This is a genomic window from Rhizobium sp. AN73, from assembly GCF_030757975.1.
In the GTDB taxonomy this organism is placed as follows: Bacteria; Pseudomonadota; Alphaproteobacteria; order Rhizobiales; family Rhizobiaceae; genus Agrobacterium; species Agrobacterium arsenijevicii.
Map to the genome: position 1 here is coordinate 2,904,830 of NZ_JARWME010000002.1, position 8,050 is coordinate 2,912,879.

Genomic DNA, 8,050 nt, shown 5'->3' on the forward strand with positions numbered 1-8,050 from the left:
AAAAAGCACCGGGTGACCGGTGCTTTTTTTTATGCCTGGAGCAAGAACAAGAAAAAGCCCGCGTCGAAAACGCGGGCTTTTTCGTTTGCCTTGCGGCGTGTCTTACATGGCCTTTGCTGCGGCCAGGGTCGGGCCGGCCGACTTCTTCGGGGCAGGCTGGCCAACGGCATAGCCACCACCGAGAGCAACGTTCAGCGAGACATAATCCTGCGCGGTCGTCTGGATCGCCGTGGCAAGGTTTGCCTGCGCATCCGAAACAGAGCGCTGAGCATCCAGAACGTCGAGCAGAGACGATGCACCGTCACGGTAGCTGGCGGTGGAGAGCTGTAGCGCTTCCTGATAGGACGAAACGGTCTTTCTCAGGGCGTCCACGGTGCGCTGGTCGCGATTAACGGCGGCCAGTGCGTTCTCGACTTCTTCAACCGCGTTGAGAACGGTCGACTTCCAGACGATATATTGCTCGCGCGCCTGAGAGTTGGCGAGGTCGATATTGGCGCGGATGCTGCCGCCATCGAAAATGGGCAGAACCAGGCTCGGACCGAAGGACCAGCTGTTGGCCGTTCCCCTGCCGCCGCCGCTGACGAAGTTGTAGCTCGGGGTGATCGCGCCACCGAGTTCGATGCTCGGATAAAGTTGAGCCTCGGCAACGCCGATCTTTGCGACCGCAGCGGCAAGGTTGCGTTCGGCAACGCGAATGTCCGGACGGTTGCGGATCAGGTCGGCCGGAATACCGGTGCGGGGAATTGCGCGCGCGACAGGCTGGCGTGCGCCCTTCTGCAGTTCGGAGATGAGCGACGAGGCCGGCATGCCGAGCAGGGTCGCGATGCGATGTGCGGCCTTGCGGAAGCTGGTTTCGAGGCCCGGGATCTGCGACAGCGTGGAATTGACCAGACCTTCGGACTGGACGACATCGAGGCGCGAGGCCGCGCCCGCTTCGAGCTGCAACTTGGTCAGGTCAAGCGTTTCGCGGCGTGAGCTCAGGTTCTGGCGGGCAATCGCCAGACGTTCCTGGTAGTAGCGCACGTCGATATAGGCGGCCGCAACGGACGAAATAAGCGTCAGGCGCTGAACGTCGACGGTGGAGTAAGCCGCATCGAGCGATGCGTTGGCGCTTTCAGTTGCCCGGCGGTAGCGACCGAAGAGGTCGAGAAGCCAGGACACGCTGAGGCTGCCGGAGGAGGCATTGGTGACGGGAACGTCACGGTAGCTGCCCTTGGTCTCGCTGGTCGTGTGTTGTCCTTGCGCCGTGAGGCTCGGCAGGGAACCCGCGCCGGCCGAGATCACCTGGGCCTCGGCCTGGTTTATGCGCTCGATCGCCTGCATTACGGTGAGGTTCTGTGCAAGGCCCGTCGAAACGTAACCGTTCAGGCGACTGTCGTTGAAGGCGGTCCACCATGCAACGCTGCTGATGTCGCCATTACTGGCTTTTCCGGCTTCCGCAAACTTTCCCGGCAATTGAACTTCCGGCGTCTTGTGGTCGGGTCCAACAACACAGCCTGAGAGCAGCAGCATTGTCAGGGGAATAGTAGCGCGAATAGACAGCATATAGTTTTCCCAATTCTCTGGTTGGCTTACCGAGCGCGGCTTACTGACAAATGGGCTGCGCGGACGATATGCCGTAGAAACGTGCATTTGCCAAATCGGCAACATTTCTAGCAGCGTATTAACGGTTGGCACAGCCCATTTTTGTTTTGTTAACGCCTTGAAAGGCGACGAATGATGACGAAAAAGGACGGAACGAAGAAAATTCCGAGGAGTGTTGCAGAAAGCATACCACCCAGCACCCCGATGCCGATTGCGTTTTGCGCGGCGGAACCCGCTCCGGTTGCGATCGCAAGAGGCACGACACCGAGAATGAAGGCCAGCGATGTCATGATGATCGGACGCAGGCGCAGCTTCGCCGCCTCCAGCGCCGCTTCCACCAGACTTAACCCGTGCTCCTGCCTCTCCTTGGCGAATTCGACGATCAGGATCGCGTTCTTCGCGGCAAGGCCGATTGTCGTCAGCAGGCCCACCTTGAAGTAGACGTCGTTCGTCTGGCCGAAGAAATGGGCCGCGGTCAAGGCGCCGAGGACGCCCACCGGAACGGCCAGGATGACCGAGAACGGGATCGACCAGCTTTCATAGAGGGCGGCAAGGCAAAGGAACACGATGAGAACCGACAGCGCGTACAGCATGGGCGCCTGTGAACCGGAAAGGCGTTCCTGATAGGAGATGCCCTGCCATGCCACCGTGTAACCGCCCGGCATGCTTGCCGTCAGGCGTTCCATCTCGTCCATGGCTTCACCGGAAGCCACGCCTGCGCCGGCGGTGCCTTCAAGCGAGATCGCGCCTGTACCGTTGAAGCGGGCGAGAGACGGCGGAGCATTGATCCACTTCACCTCGCTGAAGGAGGAGAAAGGCACCATCTCGCCGGTGGTATTGCGGGCATACCAATATTTCAGGTCGTCCGGCTGCATGCGATAGGGCGCATCACCCTGGACATAGACGGGCTTGAGTTCGCCGTTCAGGGTGAAGTCATTGACATCACGACCGGCAAAGATCGTCGACAGCATGAGGTTCACGGAGGAAAGATCGACGCCCATGGCCCCCATCTTTTCCTGATCGAGAATGATCTTCATCTGCGTTTCGTTGTCCTGGCTGTCGCTTCGCAGAGAGCTGATCTTCGGATTGCTTGTCGCAAGCGCGATCAGTTCCTTGGAGGTGGCGGCCAGAGCATCGGTACCGTTGCGGCCGCTATCCACGAGATACATCGAGAAACCGCTCGATGTGCCCATGCCCTGAATTGCCGGCGGCAGAAGCGGGAACACCTGTGCATCGCGGAAGCCGAAGAACGTGCCCATCGCACGCTGCACGATGGCGGCGGCGTGTTGGTCGGGTGCGGTTCTCTCGGAGAAATCCTTGAGCCTGGTGAAGACGATTGCGTTGTTCTGGCCCGAGCCGCTGAAGCTGAAGCCAAGCACGCCGAAAACGGATTCGACATTCTTGCCTTCTTTTTCGCGGAAGTAGTTTTCGACCTGTTTCACTACCTCATTGGTGCGTTCGATGTTCGAACCGGTCGGCGTCTGAATGATCGTCAGAAGCACGCCCTGGTCTTCCTGCGGCAGGAATGAGCTTGGCAGCTTGGTAAAGAACCAGGCGCAGCCGCCGACGACGATCAGGAAGAGGATCGTCACGCGCAGGGGCCGCTTCAGCAGGTAACCGATGGACGAAACATAGCCGTCCGTCGTCTTGCCGAAGCCGCGGTTGAACCATGCACCCGGACCACGCTGCTTTTTGTTGTGGTCGATGGGCTTCAGCATCGTGGCGCAAAGCGCCGGCGTCAGAACGATGGCAACAACCGCTGAAAGCAGCATGGCCGAAACGATCGTGATCGAGAACTGGCGATAGATGATGCCCGTCGACCCGCCGAAGAAGGCCATCGGAATGAACACGGCCGTCAGGACGAGCGCGATGCCGATGATGGCACCGGTGATCTCGCCCATCGACTTTTCAGTCGCTTCGACCGGCGACAGACCCTCTTCCGACATGATTCGCTCGACGTTTTCGACAACGACGATGGCATCATCGACAAGAAGGCCGATTGCCAGAACCATGGCGAACATGGTGAGCGTGTTGATGGAATATCCTGTCAGCGCAAGGATGCCGAAGGTGCCGAGAAGTACGACGGGCACGGCGATCATCGGAATGAAGGTGGCGCGCAGATTTTGCAGGAACACCAGCAACACGACGAAGACGAGGATGATCGCTTCGATGAGCGTGTGCACCACCTTCTCGATCGACAGCTTCACGAAGGGTGTCGTGTCGTAGGGATATTCGATCGAGACGCCCGTGGGCAGCGAGCCTTCGACGGCGGAAAGCGCCGACTTTACACGTGCCGCCGTGTCGAGCGCGTTGGCGCCGGTGGCGAGGTTGACCGCGAAACCGGCTGAAGGGCGGCCGTTCGAACGGGAATCACCGCCATAGGTTTCCTGGCCGATTTCGATGCGGGCCACGTCGCTGAGGCGAACGGTTGCGCCGTCCTTCTCGACTTTCAGAATGACCGATTCGAAATCGGCGACGGTGGTGAGTTGGCTCTGAGCCGTCACCGTGACGTTGAGCTGCTGGCCCTTGACGGCGGGCACGGCGCCGAGGGAGCCGACCGAAACCTGGGTGTTCTGGCTCTGGATGGCGCTGGTGACGTCGGCCGTGGTCAGCTGGTATTTGTTGAGCTTGAACGGATCGAGCCAGATGCGCATCGCATATTCGGAACCGAAGACGTTGATGCTGCCGACGCCTTCGAGGCGCTTGATCTGGTCCTGGACACGCGAGGAAAACACGTCGCCGAGGTCGGCCGAATTGCGCTTGCCGTCCGTCGAGATCAGCGCGCCCACCATCAGAATGCTCGATGTGGACCGGCTGACCTGAATACCGCGCTGCTGCACGGTGTCGGGCAATTGCGACTGCACGAGCTGCAGCTTGTTCTGCACCTGAACCTGCGCGATGTCAGGCAGGATGCTGTTGCCGAAGGTCAGCGTCACTTCGGCGCTGCCCGTCGAGGATGACGACGTCATATAGGTCAGGTCGTCAAGGCCGGTCATGCCGTCCTCGATGATGGTCGTCACTGATTTTTCGACCGTTTCGGCGCTGGCGCCGTTATAGGTCGCGCTGACGCGCACCGTCGTCGGGGCAATATCGGGATATTGCGAAATGGAGAGCGTCGCGATCGCCAAAGCGCCGCCCAGCATGATGACGATGGCGATAACCCATGCAAAAACGGGGCGCCTGATGAAGAAATGGGCCATGGCAGTCCTGCCTTACCTTTTACGAGCTTCGACCGAGGGTTTCGTGCTCATGTTTATTTCGAGGGGGCGGCGGCAGGCGGAGCTTGCTGCGGCAGAACGACGATACCGCGATCATCGATGGTCACTTCCACTGGCGCAACCGTCGCGCCCTCGGCAATCCACTGGAAGCCGTCAACGATGAGCTTGTCGCCATCCTTGACGTTTTCCGTCACCAGCCAGGCATTGCCCGACTGCTGGCTGGACGGGAAGGTGCGTGTTTCCACCTTGTTTTCCGCGGTGGCGAATTTTGCGGTCAGTTCGCCATTGGCATTCCGGCTCGCCGCACGCTGCGGTATGCGGAAACCCTTTTCCTTGCCGATGGTCAGCGTGGCGCGAACATAGGTGCCGGGAAGCAGAAGATCATCCGGATTGTCGAAGAGGGCACGGATGGAGAAGGTGCCGGTGGTTTCACTCACCGACATGTCCGACATGTCGATCTTGCCGTCATGCTTGTATTCGGTGCCGTCTTCCAGCGTCAGGTGAATGCCGGTTTCCTTCGTATCGCCGCCGAGCTGGCCGGAGGATATCGCCTTTTTCAGACGCAGAAGGTTGATGCTGGATTCCATCAGATCGATGTAGATCGGATCGATGCGGCGCAGCGTCGTCAATGCCGTCGTCTGGTTTGCCGTTACCACGTTGCCGATGCTGAACGCGGTCGCGCTGGTGATGCCGTCGAAAGGTGCGCGGACCTTGGTGAGGTCGAGGTTGATTTCAGCCGTTTCCAGCGCAGCCTTGGTCTGGGCCACATCGGCTTCTGCCTGAAGCAGCGTCACCTTGGCGTTTTCATATTCGATCTGCGTTGCGCCGCTGTTGACCAGCCGTTCGTAACGGGCAAGGTTCGCCTGGGCGCTCGGAACGCTTGCTTCGGCCTTTGCCACGCTTGCCCTGGCCTGCGCCACTTCTGCCATGTAGGTGTTGTCCTCGATCTGGTAGAGAACATCGCCCTGCTTGACCTCGCTGCCTTCCTTGAAGGGAATTTCGCGGATGATGCCGGTGACGCGTGGGCGGATTTCCGCCGTCTGGAACGCGCTTGCGCGGCCGGGAAGAACAGTGGTCAAGGGATATTCACCGGTCTTCATCACGATGACGCTGACCGGAGACGGCGGTCGCTCGCCACCTTTGCCGGCGGTCTGGCTGCTCTCGCCGCCGTCGCTGCATCCCGCGAGAACCGCGGTCATGCACAGAGAAGCAAATAGGGGTAAAATACGTCGGCTCATTGTTCTTCCCTGCGTGTCGGTCGCATTCAACTATAAGCGCAATGTCGCTCGGCGGATGCTGGTCCGGGTACAGGGACAACGGACGAAGGTCCTATGGGGACCTTCTTCGTTCAATCTGCTCGGACCGCCATTCGCATAGAAGCGCAGGCTTTCACGCTTCGCAAGCAATTGCGAGAAGGTGACGTAAGTTGCAGAATCGTCACTTAGCAAGTGGATTGCGCAATCCTGCTTCGATTAAATCGACCAGTTGGTCGCAACGTGTTGCCAAATTGCCGATATCTTCCCGTGCGATGAGGACGGGATGGATGACGCTCGTAAGCGCGTGAAGAACGGTTTCGGCCAGTGGCGGAATGTCGGCGGGGGCGTAAATTCCTTCATTCACGCCGTCGCGAATAATGTCTGCCAGCAGGTTTGCGATGACGGATTTGTAGTAGTCGCCGCATTTCATGTCCTGCTTGGCCGTCATCAGGATCATTTCGAATATATAAGGATTGTCATTGAGGTTCTGATGGTGCTGCTCCATCAGGGTGCGGGCGAGATGGCGCAGCCTTGAAATAGGTGCATGGCTTTTGTCGAGCGGATGGATTTCCCGCTCGAACGCACCGATCTGTTCGAAGCCGATGGCATCGACGAGCGCATTCTTCGAGTTGAAATTCTTGAAGACGTTGGCAGGGGACATGCCGAGTGCAGCGGCGATATCGGCAATCGCCACCGCATTGAACCCGCGCTCCCGAAAAAGCTCTTCGGCTTTGGCAAGAATGTCCCGCCGGGTCTCTTCGGCGGAACGGCGAGGCCGGCGCTTGACGGGAAGATCGTTCTTCCTGTCACCCTTTCGCGCCTGTTCGATCGTTTTGCTCAAGGTCAGACTCCGGGGAAAAACCGCTCCAGGTTCCGGCGTACTCTTGCAAGCGGCGTCTCGCCGCTGTCGTCGGGAACGAAGCTTTGTCCGGTGATGCGTTCGTAAGCATCAATATATACCCTGGATGTCTGCAATACGAGTTCCTGCGGAATTTCGGGAACGTCGTCCTTATAGGGGTCGCAACGTTCGGCAACCCAGGCTCTGACGAAATCCTTGTCGAAGCTCGCCGGACGTGTGCCGTTGCGGAAGCTCTCTTCATAGGTTTCTGCCATCCAGTAGCGGCTGCTGTCAGGCGTATGGATTTCGTCGGCCAGAATGATCATGCCGTTCTCATCAGTCCCGAATTCATATTTGGTATCGACGAGAATGAGGCCCTGTTTTGCGGCGATCTCCTGTCCGCGCTTGAACAGTGCCAGCGCGTAACGGGAAAGCGTGTCCCATTGCGCCTGCGTCAGGAGTTTTTTCTCCACGATCTCGGCAGGCGTCAGCGGTTCGTCGTGACCGCCGTCGAAAGCCTTGCTCGTCGGCGTGATCACCGGTTCGGGCAAGATCTGGTTGTCCTTCATCCCGTCCGGCAGGCTCATGCCGTACATCTGTCTCTGACCTTTCTTGTAGAGGGTCAGGATGGATGTGCCGGTGGTGCCGGCCAGATAACCGCGAACCACCACTTCGACCGGCAATATTTCAAGCCTCTTGCCGATGACGACATTCGGATCGGGATAACTGACTACATGGTTGGGGCAGATATCCTTCGTCTGTTCGAACCAATAGCGTGCCGTCTGGGTCAATACCTGTCCCTTATAGGGAACGCAGGTAAGGATGCGGTCGAATGCGCTGAGGCGATCCGTGGATATGATAATGCGGTTGCCGTCGGGCAGATCGTAGTTCTCACGCACCTTGCCACGGTAATAATTCGGCAGCTCGGGAATGACGGCTTCATCGAGAATGCGCACGGGATCTCCAATTCAAGGCTTTATAGGGGGCGTTGGATGCCCCAGTCTGGCTGAAACTCTTGTCCGTTCCTATTGCATGTTTCCCGAAACAGGACCAGTCGCCACGTAAAGGAGGCTCTTTCGTCGCTGTGAATGCTTATCCTCGAAATTACCGTTTAATATCAGCTACTTACCAAAAATGTCAGTTTTTTGACGATG

The 8,050-nt window shown here is 58.6% G+C and carries 5 protein-coding genes; all 5 read right to left on the bottom strand.

The features are described 5' to 3' along the window. Window positions 1–102: 102 nt before the first annotated feature. The 5 genes from RBH10_RS24045 to RBH10_RS24065 all read right to left on the bottom strand — a co-directional run bounded on the left by RBH10_RS24045 (window position 103) and on the right by RBH10_RS24065 (window position 7,852). Window positions 103–1,545 (bottom strand): efflux transporter outer membrane subunit, encoded by a 1,443-nt coding sequence (locus RBH10_RS24045; protein ID WP_281038158.1) that lies wholly within the window; start codon window positions 1,543–1,545, stop codon window positions 103–105. A gap of 149 nt (window positions 1,546–1,694) precedes the next feature. Then, entirely contained in the window at window positions 1,695–4,784 is a 3,090-nt protein-coding gene (locus RBH10_RS24050) for an efflux RND transporter permease subunit (RefSeq protein WP_281038157.1), read from the bottom strand. Window positions 4,785–4,837: 53 nt separating this feature from the next. Next, window positions 4,838–6,040, bottom strand: coding sequence for an efflux RND transporter periplasmic adaptor subunit (locus RBH10_RS24055; RefSeq protein WP_045021072.1), 1,203 nt, complete (start codon window positions 6,038–6,040; stop codon window positions 4,838–4,840). 199 nt (window positions 6,041–6,239) lie between these two features. Beyond that, entirely contained in the window at window positions 6,240–6,899 is a 660-nt protein-coding gene (locus RBH10_RS24060; RefSeq protein ID WP_045021071.1) for a TetR family transcriptional regulator, read from the bottom strand. Between the two features lie 2 nt (window positions 6,900–6,901). Beyond that, a complete protein-coding gene (locus tag RBH10_RS24065) occupies window positions 6,902–7,852 on the bottom strand; it encodes a phosphoribosylaminoimidazolesuccinocarboxamide synthase (RefSeq protein WP_281038156.1) in 951 nt (316 codons plus the stop codon). Window positions 7,853–8,050: the final 198 nt, after the last annotated feature.

What these genes read in the sequence shown, in the direction of transcription:
- RBH10_RS24045 (WP_281038158.1), bottom strand. Translation starts at nt 1,545, where the DNA reads ATGCTGTCTATTCGCGCTACTATTCCCCTGACAATGCTGCTGCTCTCA.
- RBH10_RS24050 (WP_281038157.1), bottom strand. Translation starts at nt 4,784, where the DNA reads ATGGCCCATTTCTTCATCAGGCGCCCCGTTTTTGCATGGGTTATCGCC.
- RBH10_RS24055 (WP_045021072.1), bottom strand. Translation starts at nt 6,040, where the DNA reads ATGAGCCGACGTATTTTACCCCTATTTGCTTCTCTGTGCATGACCGCG.